This window comes from Cognatiyoonia sp. IB215182, from assembly GCF_033963905.1.
Lineage (GTDB): Bacteria > Pseudomonadota > Alphaproteobacteria > Rhodobacterales > Rhodobacteraceae > Yoonia.
On the sequence record NZ_JAXBMB010000002.1, the window covers coordinates 33,813 to 48,493 of the forward strand.

Genomic DNA, 14,681 nt, shown 5'->3' on the forward strand with positions numbered 1-14,681 from the left:
TGGCGTGGAAAAAATCTTCGTGACGAAGATTTTTCTACCCCACATCCGTTTTGCCGCGACGGTCGTGCCGCAGATTGGCGTAAAGCACATGGTTGCGCCAGCGCCCGTTGATCTGCAGATAGCTTTGGGCGACGCCTTCATATTTATAGCCGCATTGCTCCAAAAGGCGGCGCGAGGCTGTGTTTTCAGGCAGACAGCCCGCTTCGATCCGGCTGAGGTCCAGAACGGAAAAAGCATGATGGACCACCGCCTTGATCGCCTCGCGCATAAACCCTTGACGCGCATAGGGCGCACCGATCCAGTACCCCGTGATCCCCGATTGCGCGGGGCCGCGTTTGATGTGATCAAGCGTGATCGCCCCCACCAACGCTTCATCAGAACGGCGAAACATGAAGAGCGGCATTGCGGTGCCATTGGCGATAGAGCGTTGCGCCCAATAGACCCGGTTGGTGAAGGCCTTCCGGGTCAGATGATCACTGGCCCATGTGGGCTCCCACGGAACAAGAAAGTCACGGCTTTCCGCGCGCAACGTGCTCCACGCACGAAAATCGCTGTGCATCGGCGGGCGCAGGGTGAGCCGTTCGGCCTCAATCCGGACTTTCCGTTTGGCGCTCAGCATCACGCGGCCAATCTGGCCCGCAATGCATCCAGTGTGGGGGCCGCCTCGGCAGGGCCATAAAGCGCCATGGCAGTTCCGGCTTGGCCCGCCATCTGACCGGCAAAGTCCTTCACGTCGCCAGTTGTCACCGCATCGATCCGTTCAATCGTTTCGTCAAGGCTGGGCACCCTTTCCCAGATCGACAGCAACCGTGCCAGTCGCTCGGCACGGTTTGACGGGCTCTCCAGCCCCATCAGCAGCCCGGCTTTCATCTGCACCCTTGCGCGCGCAACCTCCGCTGCGGTCATATCAGAGGCGGCGCGCTTCATCTCATCCATCGTGATATGGGCAAGTTCGGCGATTTGTGCAGCACTTGTGCCTGCATAGATGGTTGTGAGGCCGGTATCCTCATACGCGCCAGCCTGCGCAAAGATCGTGTAACAGAGGCCGCGGTTTTCGCGCACCTCCTGGAACAGGCGCGAAGACATGCCGCCGCCCATCGCGCTGGCATAAATCTGCGCGGTGTAGATCGCGGGGTCGCGGTAGGTCGGCCCCTCGAGCGCCAAGGCAAAGTGCACCTGTTCCAACGGTTTCATCTCGCGCCGCTCACCGCCCGCAAAAGCGGCAGGTTGCAGCGTATGCGGCGCGCGGGTCACAGGCGCAAGGTGCCCGAACAACGCCTCGGCCTGCCTGACAATCGCGTCGTGATCGATTGCACCAGCCGCGGCAAGGATCATCTGGTTGGGACCGTAATGCTCTGCGACAAAGCTTTGCAGGTCATCGCGGCGGAACGCGCTCACCCGTTCGGAAGCGCCCAGGATCGTCCGTCCCAGCGCCTGATCGGGATAGGCGACCTCTTGCAGCCAGTCGAAGATGATGTCGTCGGGTGTGTCGAGTGCCTGACCGATTTCCTGCAGGATCACGCCACGCTCAATCTCGATCTCCGCAGGATCGAAAACCGGGTTGAGCAGGATATCGGCGATGACATCCAACCCCAGGGCCACGTCATCCTCCAGAACGCGGGCGTAATAGGCCGTCATCTCGCGGCTGGTATAAGCGTTGATATAGCCGCCTACATCCTCGATGGTCTCGGCGATTTGCAGTGCGCTGCGGGTCTTGGTGCCCTTGAACGCCATATGTTCAAGGAAATGCGCGATGCCGTTCTGATCCGCTCGTTCGTGCCGTCCACCGGCCTGCACCCAGATGCCAATGCTGGTCGATTTCAGCCCCGGCATGTCTTCGGTCACGATCCGAAAGCCGTTGGGCAAGGTATGAAGCTCAATCGTCAATGCACAATCCGATCCCTGATGACGGCCTGCAGCGCCGCCAGATCATTGGCCACCGGTGTCAGGCGTTCCGGCCGGTCATACAAATCGGCCATCCGCGGCGGAAGGGGTGCCGCAACGCCGCTTGCCGCCTTGACCGCATCGGGGAACTTGGCAGGGTGCGCGGTGGCGAGTGTCACCATCGGCGTCGCGCCAAGATGCGCCTCGGCCACATGCACACCCACAGCCGTATGCGGGCAGAGGAGTTCACCATGATTTGCCAGATAGCGCTGGATTGCAGCGCTCGTTTCTTCCTCGGAAGCGCGGCCGGATTTAAACGTGTCCTTAAGCATCTGATAGGCGCCCTGGCTGATCTCAAACCCACCTTTCTTGAGGTCATCCATCTGACCGGCGACCGCCATCCCATCACGCCCATAAGCGTCAAAAAGCGCGCGTTCGAAGTTGGAGCTCACCTGAATATCCATAGACGGGCTGATCGTCGGCACCACGCCTTCTTTGGTATAGGCGCCCGTCTGAAGCGTCCGGTGCAAGATGTCATTGCGGTTCGTGGCAACCACAAGGTCGGCAATCGGCAGGCCCATCTGTTTAGCGATGTAGCCTGCGAAGATGTCGCCAAAATTACCAGTGGGCACCGTAAAGCTGACCTCGCGATGTGGTGCGCCGAGGCTCACGGCAGAGGTAAAGTAATAAACCACCTGCGCCAGCACACGCCCCCAGTTGATGGAGTTCACACCGGCCAGCTTCACCTCTTCACGGAAGGCGAAATCGTTGAACATGTCTTTGACTGCCGCCTGGCAATCATCGAAATCGCCGTCAACAGCCAGCGCGTGCACATTCGTCTCAACCGGTGTCGTCATCTGGCGCCGCTGCACTTCGGAGACGCGGCCATTGGGGTAAAGGATGAAGACATCCACCGCCTCAAGCCCACGAAACGCCTCAATCGCGGCAGAGCCGGTATCGCCCGACGTGGCGCCGACAATGGTCACACGGCTGCCCGATCGGCCAAGCGCGGCCTGAAACATCTGGCCGATCAATTGCATCGCGAAGTCTTTGAAGGCGAGCGTAGGCCCGTGAAACAGCTCTAGCAGAAAGTGGTTGCTGTCGATCTGTACAAGTGGCGCGCGGGCGGCATGCCCAAATCCGGCATAGGCCTGATCGATCAACGCCTTGAATTCAGCCTCCGAGAATGTCGCGCCGATGAAGGGGCACATGACATCGAATGCGACTTCTTCATAGGACTTTCCGGCCATGGCCGCGATCTGCGCATGGGTCAGAACGGGAACCTCGGCAGGCACGTAAAGGCCGCCATCGCTAGCCAATCCGGTGAGCATCGCCTCTTCAAAACTGAGCGTGGGCGCTGCGCCGCGGGTAGAAATATAGCTCATCTGCCTAAGCGTCCTTTGCTGCAGTAGTGCGCCGTATCAAGAACAGGGTCATAATCCCCCAAACCAGAGCCAGCAAGAACCATGTGACGGCATATTCAAAATGATCGTTTCGGATATCTGCCGTGTCGACAGGCAAGGGGGTAAGCCGGGGATCAGTTGGCTGGGTTTCCGTGGCAACGACCATCAATGCTTGGGTTCCCAGATGGGCCGCCATGGCCTGGGTATTGCGGGCAAACCAGATGTTTTCGGCAAGATCCGGCTCCGGTGTGCTGCTGTTCTGGTCATCAGGCCATAGCAGGGTGCCCGTCATCTGCATCGGTGCAATCAACGGTGCGGCATCCTTGGCCTCTAGCGGTAACAAACCCTGATCCACAAGGATCGGGCCGAAGGCGGTCTCAACCTTCGAAATCACGCGATATCCGGTCCCCGCCGCAGTGCCCGAGACAAGCACGTGCAACTCATCACCTGTGGGTATACCCGTCAGGGTGACGCGGCTGTATTCATGATCAGCTTCGGTGACATCCAGCGAAAGCGGCGCTGGTGCCGCGGCCAGACGGGTGTTGATATCGGCCAGAATACTCTCTTTCCAGGCCAGACGTTCGACCTGCCAGAGCCCCAGACTGATCAGTACGCCGCAACCGGCGACACCGAGGATCAGCGGGAAAAGAATTTTACGCCACATGCTCTCCCCCTTCTTGGCGCAAAAAACGCGCGAGCAGGCTCGCGCGTTCTATTCTTTGGACCGGATGGCAGCGCCATCGCTAAAGGTCGCGGCAATCAGATGCCCCAGATATAGACGGCGAAGAACAGGAACAGCCACACTACGTCAACAAAGTGCCAGTACCATGCGGCGGCTTCGAATCCGACATGCTTTTCCGGTGTGAAATCCCCGGCCCGCGCGCGGAAGTAACAGACCAGCAGGAAGATCGTGCCGATGATCACATGCGCTCCGTGAAAGCCGGTGGCCATGAAGAAGTTCGAAAAGAACTTGTCGCCGCCAAATGTCCAATCCTGTTGGACAAGCAGATACCAGTATTCATAGCCCTGCAGCACTGTGAAAGCGATGCCGAGAACCACGGCAAGAAGCAGGCCATTTTCCAGATCCTTGCGATTGTTTTCATGCACAAGCGCGTGGTGCGCCCAGGTGACAGCCATGCCAGAGCACAACAGGATCAGCGTATTGATCAGCGGCAGGTGGAAGGCGTCGACCTGATAGAACTCTGCCGGGACATAAGTAGACCCGACATATTCGTCCATCGGGTACATGGCGTGTTTGAAGAACGACCAGAACCAGGCGGCAAAGAACATCACCTCGGACATGATGAACATGATAAAGCCATAGCGCAGCCCGATCCGCACCACGGGCGTATGATCGCCAACGCGGCTTTCGGCCACAACCTCAGCCCACCAGGCGAACATCACGTAGATGACCGCGACAAAGCCCATCAGGAACATCCAAGGACCCGAGCCATGCATCCACAAGACCGAGCCGAATAGCATGACGAATGCGCCAACGCCGCCTATGAACGGCCAGATCGATGGTGGCAGGATGTGATAATCGTGGTTCTTTACATGCGCCATCTGGTGCGTTCCCTCTTGGCTAATCGTCTTAGTACGTGCGTATGGCGTCTGCCGGTTGCGGTGTCAAAGTATCTGGCGCCAATGCCGCCTGCATGTCCTCTTCCGGGACATCGATTTGGTAGAATGTGTAGCTGAGCGTGATTGTATGGACATATTGCCCTTCACGGTCATCAACGATGGCGGGATCAACGAAAAAGCTGACCGGCATCATCACCGTTTCGCCCGGCATCAAGACCTGCTCAACAAAGCAGAAGCATTCGATCTTGTCGAAAAAGGCACCAGCTTCATAAGGCGTCACATTGTAAGCGGCTTGTCCGGCAATGGGGACGTCGAGCGGGTTATGCGCCTCATAAAAGGCCAGACCGGTCTCGCCGATCCGGATCTCCATCTCGCGCACTTCCGGCTTGAAGGTCCACGGCATGTCCCGTTCCAGCGACGCGTCAAAGCGGACCTTGATGGTCTGGTCAAGGATCACATCGCTGCCCGCGTCCGCTACGTTGGTTGCCCCGCCAAAGCCAGTGACGCGGCAGAACCAGTCGTAGAAGGGCACGGAAGCCCAGGCGAGCCCGCCCATCAGGAACACAACGCCAACTGTCTGAACGACCGTGCGCTTTGGCCCTTGAAGACTAGGAAACAGCATTATTCAGACGCCTCCTCTTGCGGGATCAGTTGCGGGCGGGCGACATGGTCAAAACGTTCGAATTGCCCGGCATCGCCCAGTTGAATGACTTTCACGACGGTAAGCCCAAACACAATACCGACGAAGCCCAAAAGTATCAGCCCCACACCGTAATTGCGGCCTTTGCGCCGCTCATGGACCTCATGCTCGACCCGGATCGCCATCACCAGCCTCCTAAGCCATATTGGCGCAAAGCCGCCTCAGCCAGAAGTGCGCCGAAATGGGCGAAGAGATAGTAAAGCGAGATTTTGAACACGCGGATCTCGGTCCGGTGCTTGTCAGCCTCACAGGCCGCATCATCGCGCCGCCAGATATCAAACGCGCCCTTGAGGAACCACGCATTCATCAGCATCGCTACTGCCAGGTAGAGCGGCCCACCGATGGAAGTGAACCCAAGACCAAGGGCCACGGGCACCAGCAGCAGCGTGTAGATCAGGATGTGATTGCGCGTGGCGTCACGGCCATGCGTTTCGGTCAGCATCGGGATGCCAGCGTTGCCGTAGTCCGACTTCACAAAGAGCGCGAGCGCCCAGAAATGCGGCGGTGTCCACATGAAGATCAGCGCAAACATCAAAGCGCTTTCAACGCTGACCCCGCCAGTTGCCACAGCCCAGCCGACCATCGGAGGGAAGGCGCCCGCAGCACCTCCGATCACGATGTTCTGCGGCGTTGCGCGCTTTAGCCACATTGAATAGATGACCGCGTAAAAGAAGATCGTGAAAGCCAAAAGAAACGCCGCGAAAAAGTTTGCAGCAAGCGCTAACATGATTACCGAGAAACCTGACAAGGCCAGACCGATACCCAGCGCCTCGTTCGGTTGTACGCGGCCTGCAGGGATCGGGCGGCCCGCCGTGCGCTTCATGCGCGCGTCTATGTCGGCATCCCACCACATGTTCAGCGCCCCCGAGGCGCCAGCCCCAACAGCGATGCACAGGATCGCCACAAAGCCGATGAACGGATGCACAGGCACCGGTGCAACCAACAGGCCCACCAACGCGGTAAACACCACCAATGACATCACACGCGGCTTCATCAGGGCGAAGTAATCGCCCATGCTGGCCTCTTGCGGGGTTTGGGTGGCAGTGAAATCGCTCATTCAGAACCTTGGCTTTTTTCCGAGTTGCTTACCCTAAGATATGATGCAGGCGATCGGCAGGACGGGTCAGGCTGTACCCTTTTGCTCGGCCAACCACTGGTCATAGACCTCCTGGCTGACCACCTTAACCGTAATCGGCATATAAGCGTGGTCCTTACCGCAGAGTTCGGAACACTGACCGAAATAGATACCCTCGCGCTCTGCCGCGAACCACAATTGCGCCAGACGGCCCGGCACCGCGTCTTGCTTCACGCCAAATGCGGGGATCGTCCAGGAATGGATCACGTCGGCCGCGGTCACCTGCATCACAACTGTGGCGCCAATTGGCACGATCACGGCCGTATCAGTCGCCAACAGGTATTCGGACTGGCTGTAGCCATATTCCTCAAGTTCATCCTCGGCCAGCATGTAGCTTTCGAACTGGATGCCCTCATCAACGTATTCATAGCCCCAATACCATTGATAGCCGGTCACCTTGATGTTGATGTCAGCCTCGGGAATTTCCTGTTGCTTGAACAAGACCGGCAGCGAAAAGGCCCCGATAAAGACAAGAATGACGATGGGCACAACGGTCCAGGCCACTTCGAGTGGTGAGTTGTGTGTAAACGTCGCCGGCGTTGGGTTCTTCTGGGCGTTGTAACGAATGATCACCCAGGCCAGCAGGCCCGTCACAAACAGGGTAATCAGCGTTATGATGATCAAAAGCATGTTGTCCAGCCAAACGACATCACGCGCCAACTCAGTTGCTGAAGGCTGAAATCCGGTCGCGCCGTCAACGGGGCGTCCGACAATCTCAAGATCCTGACCGACCTCTTGCGCGGTCGCGCGGGCCCCTGCCAGAACCAATCCAGTCGTCACCCAAAGCGAGGTTGCAACGCTTTTCAGTCCCATAATTATTCCTCACATCGTTGCACCTGATCTGGTGCTGCTCCCTGGTCCTCACGTCCAGGCTGCGGACGGAATCCCGTTGTATTCGACGCACCGTGTCCCATATCCTGCTTAACAACTCAAGAACCGCTGTTGCGTCAAACAGACGCTTTGCCACTAAATTCTGCCCGCGCAAAGGAAAATTACATGTCCAACGACCCGTTTCGCCCTTTTGAAACCAATCTGGATCAGGAGACTGCATTGCGTCTGCTGAGGGACGCTACGGATGGTGCGGATGATGGTGAATTGTTCCTCGAACGCCGAAAGTCTGAAACACTGTCATTCGATGATGGGCGCGTCAAAACGGCCAGCTTCAATGCATCTGAAGGATTTGGATTGCGGGCTGTCAAAGATGAAACGGCAGGATATGCCCATGCGACCACGATTGACGAGCATGCCCTGAAGCGGGCCGTTTCAACCGCACGCCTGGCCATCGGTGACGGCGGCGGCGTGATGGCCCCGGCCCCGTCCGGCACAAACCGCAGGCTTTACACCGATGCCGATCCGATGATGGAGGCGACGTTTCCGGCCAAGATCGACGTGTTGCGCGAAATCGACGCCTTTGCCCGTGCACTTGACCCGCGCGTTGTGCAGGTCACAGCCACACTTGCGGCATCGCATCAAGAGGTGGTGATCCTGCGGCCCGAAGGCACATTGGTCAGCGATATCAGACCCATGTCGCGCTTAAATATCAGCGTGATCGTTGAGCGGGACGGGCGGCGCGAAAGCGGGATGGCGGGCGGCGGCGGGCGCGCCGGATTGTCGGGGCTGATCGCCCGCGACAATTGGGAACCGGTCACGCGCGAGGCACTACGGATTGCACTGGTCAATCTCGACGCGGAACCTGCACCCGCAGGTGTGATGGATGTGGTCCTGGGGCCGGGATGGCCGGGTATTCTGCTGCATGAGGCGATTGGCCACGGGCTTGAGGGGGATTTCAACCGCAAGGGCTCAAGCGCCTTTGCAGGGCTCATGGGTCAGCAGATCGCCGCCAAGGGTGTCACCGTTCTGGATGACGGCACCATCCTGGATCGTCGCGGCTCAATCACCGTGGATGATGAGGGGACGCCAAGCGGGAAAAACACGCTGATCGAGGACGGCGTGCTCGTCGGATACATGCAGGATCGCCAGAATGCGCGGCTGATGGGTGTGGCACCTACCGGCAATGGACGGCGCGAAAGCTATGCGCATGCGCCGATGCCGCGTATGACCAACACCTATATGCTCTCCGGAGATGCGGACCCCGAGGCGCTTGTCGCTGACCTCAAGGATGGCATTTACGCGGTTGGATTTGGCGGCGGGCAGGTAGATATCACAAACGGCAAATTCGTTTTCAGCTGTACCGAGGCCTATCGCGTCCAGAACGGTGTCGTCGGCGCGCCGGTGAAAGGAGCCACACTGATTGGCGATGGGGCGACCGCACTCAAGCACATTCGCGGCATTGGCAACGACCTGAAGCTGGACCCCGGCATCGGCAACTGTGGCAAGGCTGGACAATGGGTGCCGGTTGGCGTGGGCCAGCCAAGCCTGATGATCGGTGGGCTGACCGTGGGCGGCGCGGCAGCATAATTGCAGTCGTCGCCCAATTGCGGTGCAAGTGATAGGCATATCCGGGCCTACAAATGGTCATGATACGATTCGTGATGAGGCAAAGGCCATTACACTACAATGACCCACTATTTATGGGGAGAGGTCGGACGCGACACCGACAAAACTATGGTTAGCTGAAAACTCTAGCGCACGATAATTAATATATATTATTCAATAGCTTATATTTCCACACCATCATTCCAGAGAATTCGCTGGAAGTTCTTCACACCTCATTAACCCAGTTTGCCTAGCTGTGGTCCGGCAATATGGCGGAGCATACGGGATGGCCGGAACACACATTTCTTCCACTCACCCCCCACTCCACCCCACCACGGAAGACGATGCGGTTAACCGGCTCCGCCTATTGCGCTCTCGCCGGGTCGGCGTGGCAACCTACCGAAGGCTAATGGCCGAGCACGGGGATGCGGGGGCGGCACTTAAGGCACTGCCAGAGATCGCCAAGGCCGCTGGTGTGAAGGGCTATGAGGTGTGCCCCGCTGGCATGGCGAAAGCCGAGATGCAGGCGGCAAAGGCCGCGGGCGCGCAGCTACTGAAAGATGACAGCCCAGATTATCCCTCAAACCTTGCCACGATAGATGATGCCCCGCCGCTCTTGTGGGCACTGGGTGACATTGCCTTGTTGCAAAAGCCGATGATCGCGATTGTCGGTGCGCGAAACGCATCGTCGTTGGGCACCCGCATGGCAAAGCGATTGGCGCAAGATCTGACCGCTCAGGGGTATGTCATCGTGTCGGGTCTTGCGCGCGGCATCGACACGGCGGCCCATCATGGGGCGTTGGATGGTGGCACGATTGCGGTGCAGGCTGGTGGTGTAGACGTCATCTACCCGGCGGAAAACGCTGGCCTTGCCAAAGACATCGCCACCAAGGGTCTGAGGCTTTCCGAGGCACCAATGGGATTGCAGCCACAGGCGCGACACTTTCCTGCGCGCAATCGTATTATCTCAGGTCTTGCCCGTGCGGTTGTGGTTGTCGAAGCGGCTGCCAAATCCGGCAGCCTGATCACTGCGCGCAACGCGCTAGACCAGGCGCGTGATGTGCTGGCCGTTCCGGGCCATCCATTTGATGCCCGTGCGGCGGGGTGCAACCTTCTTCTGCGCGATGGGGCAACGTTGGTCCGCAACGCCGATGATGTGATCGAGGCGCTGGATCCCATCGCCGCCGAAACTGCTGAATTGCCTCTTGTCCCACCACCGTCCTCATCGGCGAAGTTGCGCGACACTGCAGCTTTGCACAACATGATCCTGGCGCGCCTCGGCCCCGCACCCATTGCCGAGGATCAGTTGCTGCGGGATATTGAGGCGCCCGCAACCAGCGTCGCGCCGGTCCTCGTCGATCTGGAACTCGATGGAAAAATCACCCGGCAGGCAGGTGGCCTTTTGGCGCGCGTGGTCTGAAATCGCCCATTTTCACAGGTCTAGAATCGCTCCATTGACATTCTGATCACAGACGCCACATGTTCCGCGACTTAGGTCATTACCCTGCCAATGAAGGATTTCCATGCCAGTCGTCGTTGTCGAATCCCCTGCTAAAGCCAAGAAAATAAACGGCTATCTGGGCAAGGATTACACGGTTCTGGCGTCTTACGGCCATGTGCGTGACTTACCTCCCAAAGACGGCTCGGTCCTGCCGGACGAAGATTTCGACATGAAATGGGAAGTCGCTTCGGACAGCAAAAAGCATATCAAGGCGATTGTTGATGCGCTCAAAAACGACCCCGAACTGATCCTCGCCACCGACCCGGACCGCGAAGGTGAGGCGATCAGCTGGCACCTGACCGAGGCATTGACGGCGCGCAAGGCCATCAAGAAAGACACGCCTGTCAGCCGGGTGGTCTTCAACGCGATTACGAAAGCCGCGGTCACCGAAGCGATGGCCAATCCCCGGCAGGTCGATGCCCCTTTGGTTGAAGCCTATCTTGCGCGTCGCGCACTCGACTATCTTGTGGGCTTTAACCTGTCGCCGGTTTTGTGGCGGAAGTTGCCCGGCGCGAAATCAGCGGGCCGCGTCCAATCGGTCTGCCTGCGCCTGATCGTTGAACGCGAGATGGAGATCGAGGCGTTTCGCCCGCAGGAATACTGGACCGTCAAAGCGCTCTTGCAGTTACCCCGCGGCCAGACATTTGAGGCGCGGCTGACAACGCTCGCGGGCAAGAAGCTCGACAAGTTTGATCTGGGCAACGAAACCCAGGCCGAAATGGCCGTTCAAGCCATCAATTCGCGTGATCTGGTTATCAAATCAGTTGAGGCGAAACCGGCCACGCGCAACCCCTCCCCGCCTTTCATGACTTCGACGCTGCAGCAAGAGGCCAGCCGCAAATTCGGCATGGGCGCCAAGCAGACGATGAGTGTTGCACAACGCCTCTACGAGGCCGGGCTGATCACCTATATGCGGACCGACGGCATTGACATGGCGCCCGAAGCGGTGACCGGCGCGCGCGATGCGATCAAGGCGAAGTTTGGTGACAAATACCTGCCCGACCAGCCGCGCATGTACAAAAACAAGGCCAAAAACGCGCAGGAAGCCCACGAATGCATCCGCCCGACCGACATGGCCGTTAGCACCGAAGGTGCCAAGATTGCCGATGCCGATCAGCGCAAGCTTTATGACCTGATCTACAAACGGACCATGGCCAGCCAGATGGCCGCCGCCCGGCTGGAACGGACCGTTGTGGATATCACCAGTCCGGATGAACAGGTCGTGCTGCGCGCCAACGGACAGGTCATGGTCTTTGACGGTTTCATCGCCATCTATGAAGAAGGCAAGGATGACAGCGTCGTCGATGATGACGACAAGCGCTTGCCGCAACTGGCCGAAGGCGAGCCAGCTGAGAAGAAGAAGGTCGACCCCGCACAGCACTTTACCCAGCCGCCGCCCCGCTACACCGAGGCAACGCTTGTCAAACGGATGGAGGAATTGGGGATCGGGCGGCCATCAACCTACGCCTCAATCGTGACGACCATTCAGGATCGCGGTTACGTCGAAAAGGACAAGAACCGCCTGATCCCGCAGGATAAGGGTCGGCTGGTTACGGCATTCCTGACCAATTACTTCCGCAAATATATCGGGTATGACTTCACTGCCGACCTTGAAAACCAGTTGGACGAAGTCAGCGCGGGCGATGCGGATTACAAGACGGTACTCGGCCAGTTCTGGCGCGATTTCTCCGCAGCAATTGCCGAAACGGCAGATCTGCGGATCTCGGAAGTCCTTGAAAAGATTAACGAGGTGTTGGAGCCGCATCTGTTTCCGCCCAATGAGGATGGCAGCGACCCGCGACTTTGCCCCAATTGCGGTGCGGGGCGCTTGTCGATGCGCACGGCCCGTTCTGGCGGCGCGTTCATCGGTTGCTCGAACTACCCCGAGTGCCGCTATACCCGCCCATTCGGCCCGCCAGACCCGGAGGCCGAAGCGTCGGCGATCCCGCCTGATGGCAAACTCCTTGGCATTGATCAGGGCGACGAGATTCGCGTCTTCAAGGGTCGATTTGGGCCTTATGTGCAACGGGGCCAGGTTACGGACGAGAACAAAAAGCCACCGCGTACGGGTGTGCCCGAAGGCTGGAACCCCGAAGAGATTGGACTGCCCGAGGCCTTGCGTCTTCTGGAACTGCCACGTCTGATCGGCCAGCACCCCGAAGATGGCGTGAATGTTTGGTCCAATCTGGGCCGCTACGGCCCCTACCTGAAGCATGCCGAAAACACATCATTCAAAGGTGGCACCAACGCCAACCTGCCCGCGATCGAGGATGTGTGGACTGTGGGGATGAACCACGCCGTGCAACTTCTGGCAGAAAAGAAGGCACAACGCGGAGGCCGTGGCCGTACCGCAGTGCCGATCCGAGAATTGGGCGAGCATCCCGAAGCAGGCGGGCCGGTCAACATTTATGACGGCAAGTATGGCCCTTACGTAAAATGGGAAAAGATCAACGCCACGATCCCCGAGACTATTGAACCCGCTGACCTGACCATAGCACAGGCCGTTGATTTAATTGATGAACGCGCTGCGAAATCGGGCAAGAAAGTAACGAAGAAGAAAGCCCCAACAAAGAAACGGGCCGCGCCGAAGAAAAAGGCAAGCTAACCAGGCGCTGGTCTAACTCCGCGGCGCTGGTGGCGGCTTTGCCCAGAGGGTAGGTTAAACTGATCGCGCTCTTTGTCGGACCTCTTCGACGGCTACAATTGCATGTGATGCAATCCATGATTGTGTTTGTTTCTACCTGCGGTGATCCGGAATCTGTCGCCAAGGCGCCAGTGGCTGGGAAGCTCGCAAGGCAACTCCAACACAAGACGATGTCTCTGTCTCATTCGGCCGTAATCTGACGTCATCTATGGCCTTGGCGACAGCGAAACGGCCAACCGCCTTGCCCGGGCTCAAATGCGCTATCTCCGGCACGGGGGGGGGGCACGGTCCTATCTATCAGCTGGCATGACGATGACTCTTTTACGTTGTCGACTACCTGGCAACGACCCGCTGGCGCATCATCTCAAATGAACTCTGCTGCAATGCGGCAATTTGTTGACTCTCCTGCAACCGGGCGGCACAACTTCCGCAACGTGAGGGGAGAGTGCGTATGAAAAAAATTTATCCCAACGCAGCGGCGGCATTGGACGGTCTTTTACATGATGGGATGTTCATTGCGGCTGGAGGTTTCGGCTTGTGCGGCATCCCCGAATTGCTGTTGGGCGCCATCAAGGAGGCTGGCACGAAAGATCTGACCTTTGCATCCAACAATGCTGGCGTCGATGATTTTGGGATCGGCATCCTGCTGCAAACACGGCAGGTCAAAAAGATGATCAGCTCCTATGTCGGCGAAAATGCAGAGTTCATGCGTCAGTATCTGTCGGGGGAACTGGAGCTGGAGTTCAATCCCCAAGGCACTCTTGCCGAGCGTATGCGTGCCGGCGGCTGCGGCATCCCGGGCTTTTATACGAGAACAGGTGTGGGCACCGTGATCGCCGAGGGCAAGGACCACCGCGACTTCAATGGCGAGACTTACATCATGGAAGAAGGCATTTTTGCCGACCTCTCCATCGTCAAAGCGTGGAAGGCGGATGAGACCGGCAACCTTGTCTTCCGCAAGACCGCACGCAACTTTAACCCACCTGCGGCGATGTGTGGTCGAACTTGTGTCGTCGAGGTCGAAGAGATTGTGCCAACTGGCACGCTTGACCCTGACCACATTCACTTGCCCGGCATCTATGTCCACCGCCTGATCCAGGGCGAGCATGAAAAGCGGATCGAACAGCGCACAACGCGTCCCGCAGCTTGACAGAGGATGACATGACAGACCCCGCATTAGCGCATGATCGTCACAAACGTGTAGAGGCCGAGATGCACCATTGGATCGTCTCGGCCCGCAGGATGGTCCATGACGATTTTACGGGAAACGAGACTGAGCTACAGCGGCTGGTCATGCAGGCCGCGAGCGCGATGATGATGCAAGACAGGCTCGCCCAGATCCAAGACAGTCTGGACGAGATCAAAACGGCGCTGCACCAGCGCGACGGGAGATAGAG

At 58.4% G+C, this 14,681-nt stretch carries 14 protein-coding genes; 5 read left to right on the forward strand and 9 right to left on the reverse strand.

Annotation, left to right across the window (positions count from 1 at the left end; genetic code table 11):
• Window positions 1–34 precede the first annotated feature (34 nt).
• The 9 genes from SLH47_RS03750 to coxB all read right to left on the reverse strand — a co-directional run bounded on the left by SLH47_RS03750 (window position 35) and on the right by coxB (window position 7,516).
• Window positions 35–619, reverse strand: a complete 585-nt coding sequence (locus tag SLH47_RS03750) for a GNAT family protein (protein ID WP_320238017.1) — start codon at window positions 617–619, stop codon at window positions 35–37.
• Window positions 619–1,887 carry a pitrilysin family protein gene (locus SLH47_RS03755; protein WP_320238018.1) on the reverse strand — a complete coding sequence of 423 codons (1,269 nt, stop codon included), beginning with the start codon at window positions 1,885–1,887 and terminating at the stop codon, window positions 619–621. The genes SLH47_RS03750 and SLH47_RS03755 overlap by 1 nt, the downstream gene beginning before the upstream one ends.
• Window positions 1,884–3,269, reverse strand: a complete 1,386-nt coding sequence (thrC, locus tag SLH47_RS03760) for a threonine synthase (RefSeq protein ID WP_320238019.1) — start codon at window positions 3,267–3,269, stop codon at window positions 1,884–1,886. The genes SLH47_RS03755 and thrC overlap by 4 nt, the downstream gene beginning before the upstream one ends.
• Before the next feature lie 4 nt (window positions 3,270–3,273).
• A complete protein-coding gene (locus SLH47_RS03765) occupies window positions 3,274–3,951 on the reverse strand; it encodes an SURF1 family protein (protein WP_320238020.1) in 678 nt (225 codons plus the stop codon).
• A gap of 95 nt (window positions 3,952–4,046) precedes the next feature.
• Window positions 4,047–4,850: a cytochrome c oxidase subunit 3 gene (locus tag SLH47_RS03770; protein ID WP_320238021.1), complete on the reverse strand. Its 804-nt coding sequence runs from the start codon at window positions 4,848–4,850 to the stop codon at window positions 4,047–4,049.
• 28 nt (window positions 4,851–4,878) lie between these two features.
• A complete protein-coding gene (locus tag SLH47_RS03775; protein WP_320238022.1) occupies window positions 4,879–5,490 on the reverse strand; it encodes a cytochrome c oxidase assembly protein in 612 nt (203 codons plus the stop codon).
• Window positions 5,490–5,693 (reverse strand): hypothetical protein, encoded by a 204-nt coding sequence (locus tag SLH47_RS03780; RefSeq protein WP_320238023.1) that lies wholly within the window; start codon window positions 5,691–5,693, stop codon window positions 5,490–5,492. The genes SLH47_RS03775 and SLH47_RS03780 overlap by 1 nt, the downstream gene beginning before the upstream one ends.
• Window positions 5,693–6,625: a heme o synthase gene (gene cyoE / locus SLH47_RS03785; protein WP_320238024.1), complete on the reverse strand. Its 933-nt coding sequence runs from the start codon at window positions 6,623–6,625 to the stop codon at window positions 5,693–5,695. Before cyoE ends, SLH47_RS03780 begins: the two co-directional genes overlap by 1 nt.
• Window positions 6,626–6,691: 66 nt before the next feature.
• A complete protein-coding gene (coxB, locus tag SLH47_RS03790; RefSeq protein ID WP_320238025.1) occupies window positions 6,692–7,516 on the reverse strand; it encodes a cytochrome c oxidase subunit II in 825 nt (274 codons plus the stop codon).
• A 183-nt stretch (window positions 7,517–7,699) separates the two neighbouring features.
• On the opposite strand from coxB, the gene tldD reads away from it, so the two are divergent.
• The 5 genes from tldD (at window position 7,700) to SLH47_RS03815 (ending at window position 14,679) form a co-directional block, all read left to right on the forward strand.
• Complete coding sequence (tldD, locus tag SLH47_RS03795) at window positions 7,700–9,121, forward strand: metalloprotease TldD (RefSeq protein WP_320238026.1); 1,422 nt, start codon at window positions 7,700–7,702, stop codon at window positions 9,119–9,121.
• A gap of 304 nt (window positions 9,122–9,425) precedes the next feature.
• Window positions 9,426–10,559: a DNA-processing protein DprA gene (gene dprA / locus SLH47_RS03800; RefSeq protein ID WP_320238027.1), complete on the forward strand. Its 1,134-nt coding sequence runs from the start codon at window positions 9,426–9,428 to the stop codon at window positions 10,557–10,559.
• Window positions 10,560–10,662: 103 nt separating this feature from the next.
• Complete coding sequence (gene topA / locus SLH47_RS03805; protein ID WP_320238028.1) at window positions 10,663–13,245, forward strand: type I DNA topoisomerase; 2,583 nt, start codon at window positions 10,663–10,665, stop codon at window positions 13,243–13,245.
• A 490-nt stretch (window positions 13,246–13,735) separates the two neighbouring features.
• Window positions 13,736–14,434: a CoA transferase subunit A gene (locus SLH47_RS03810; protein ID WP_320238029.1), complete on the forward strand. Its 699-nt coding sequence runs from the start codon at window positions 13,736–13,738 to the stop codon at window positions 14,432–14,434.
• An 11-nt stretch (window positions 14,435–14,445) separates the two neighbouring features.
• Window positions 14,446–14,679: a hypothetical protein gene (locus SLH47_RS03815; RefSeq protein WP_320238030.1), complete on the forward strand. Its 234-nt coding sequence runs from the start codon at window positions 14,446–14,448 to the stop codon at window positions 14,677–14,679.
• Window positions 14,680–14,681 lie beyond the last annotated feature (2 nt).